Annotated in this window: 1 protein-coding gene; it reads left to right on the forward strand. The window is 80.3% G+C overall.

Annotation, left to right across the window (positions count from 1 at the left end):
* Positions 1–2465, forward strand: a 2465-nt coding sequence (recC, locus tag ATM99_RS17295) for an exodeoxyribonuclease V subunit gamma (protein ID WP_369798107.1), incomplete at both ends; no start/stop codon positions are given.

Here is a 2465-nt window from a genome sequence, read left to right on the forward strand (position 1 = left end):
GCGCGTGACGGCGGGGTTCGACGGGGCGGGCGGGCGAGGCCGGCTGCGCGTGCACACCTCGCCGCGTGCCGACGTGCTGGTCGACGCGCTCGCCGACGTCCTGGCCGACGTGCCGCCCGGCACCGACCCGTTCGCGCGCGAGGTCGTCGCGGTGCCGACCCGGGGCGTCGAGCGGTGGGTCGCGCAGCGGCTGTCGCACCGCCTGGGCGCGGGCCCTGACGGCGAGGCCGGCGTGTGCGCGCGCATCGACTTCGACCCGCCTGCGCGGCTCGTGCGCGACGCGGTCGCCGCGGCCACGGGTACCGCGCGCGACGACGACCCGTGGGAGCCCGAGCGGCTCGTGTGGCACGTGCTGCGCGCGGTCGACGCGGCCGTCGCGGCGGGCGAGGCCTGGGCGCACCCGCTGGCCCGCCACGTCACCGACGAGCCGGACGCGCGCGACGCCGTGCGGCGGGGCCGCCGGGTGCGGCTCGCGCAGCGTCTCGCGGGCGCGTTCACGGCGTACGCCGCGCAGCGCCCGTCGCTCGTGACGGCGTGGGCGGCGGGCGACGACGAGGACGGTGCGGGCGCGCCGCTGCCGGCCGACCTGGCGTGGCAGGCGCCGCTGTGGCGCGCGGTGCGCGCCGACCTGGGCGTGGCGAGCCCGGCCGAGCGGCTCGCGGACGCCGTGCGCGCGCTGACCGTCGACCCGGGCGTCGTGGACCTGCCGGGGCGGCTGTCGGTGCTGGGCCCGACGCGGCTGTCGCGTGCGCACGTCGACGTGCTCGCGGCGCTCGCGGTGCACCGCGACGTGCACGTGTGGCTGCCGCACCCGTCGGACGCGCTGTGGCACCGCGCGGCGCGCGGGGTCGAGCCCGCCGCACCCGGGACGCCGGCGCCGCGGCGCGCCGACGGGCCCACGGTCGCGGTGCACCCGCTGCTCGCGTCGACCGCGCGCGACGCCACCGAGCTCGGCGCGCGCCTGACCGCCGCGGGCGCCGACGTGACGCACCACGCCGCGCCCGCTCCCCCGCCGACCGTGCTCGGCGCGGTGCAGGCCGCGCTGCGCGCCGACGAGCGGCCGGCCGTGCCCGCCGCCGTGGCGCCGGACGACCGGAGCGTGCAGGTGCACGCGTGCCACGGCCGCGGACGGCAGGTCGAGGTGTTGCGCGAGGTCGTGCTCGGGCTGCTCGCCGACGACCCGACGCTGCAGCCGCGCGACGTCGTGGTGCTGTGCCCCGACGTCGAGGCGTTCGCACCGCTCGTGGCGGCGGCGTTCGGCACCGCGTCGGGCACCGGTGCCGACGCGGACGGCGCCGAGCGCGGCACCCACCCGGGGCGCTCCCTGCGCGTGCGGCTCGCCGACCGTGCGCCCGCGCGCACCAACCCGCTGCTGCGCGTGCTGTCCGACCTGCTCGCGCTCGCGGGATCGCGCGTCACGGCCTCCGCGGTGGTCGACCTCGCGGGCCTGCCTGCGGTGCGACGACGGTTCGGGTTCGACGACGCGGCCGTCGAGCGGCTGCGCGCGTGGGCGCTCGAGTCCGGCGCGCGGTGGGGCGAGGACCAGGCGCGGCGCGCGCGGTACGGGCTGGGCGCGGTCGCGCAGGGCACGTGGCGCACCGCGACCGACCGGCTGCTGCTGGGCGTCGCGATGGCCGAGGAGGACCACCGGTTCGTCGGGTCGGCGCTGCCGCTCGACGACGTGGACTCGACCGACGTCGACCTCGCGGGCCGGTTCGCCGAGCTCGTCGACCGGCTCACCGGCCTGCTGGCCGAGCTCGACGGCGAGCGGCCCGCGAGCGCGTGGCTCGCGACGCTCGAACGCGCGCTCGCGCTGCTCGCCCTGGCCGACCCGGACGACGCGTGGCAGGAGGTCGGTGCGCGGGCGGTGCTGGCCGACGTGCGCACGTCGAGCGCGGGCACCGACGCTCCGCTGCGGCTCGCCGACGTCGTGGCGCTGCTCGAGCCGCGCCTCGCGGGGCGGCCCACGCGCGCCGGGTTCCGCACGGGTGCGCTCACGGTCTGCTCGCTCGAGCCGATGCGCGCGGTGCCGCACCGCGTGGTGTGCCTGCTGGGCCTCGACGACGGCGCGTTCCCGCGCGCGGGCACGCCCGACGGCGACGACGTGCTGGCGCGCGACCCGCTGGTCGGCGAGCGCGACCGGCGCACCGAGGACCGGCAGCTGTTCCTCGACGCGGTGACCGCGGCGGGTGAGCACCTGGTGGTCGTGCACAGCGGCGCCGACGAGCGCACGGGGGCGCCGCGGCCGCCGGCCGTGCCGGTGGGCGAGCTGCTCGACGCGGTCGACGAGGCCGCCGCCCTGCCCGGCGGGGCGCGGGCCGCGCTCGTCGTGCACCACCCGTTGCAGACCGTCGACGAGCGGAACTTCACGCCCGGAGCGCTGGGCCGCCCGGGGCCGTTCAGCTTCGACGACGTGGACCGGCGCGCGGCGCTCGTCGCGCGCGGGCCCCGCCTCCCCCGCCCGC

Source organism: Cellulomonas sp. B6, assembly GCF_001462455.1.
GTDB lineage: Bacteria > Actinomycetota > Actinomycetes > Actinomycetales > Cellulomonadaceae > Cellulomonas.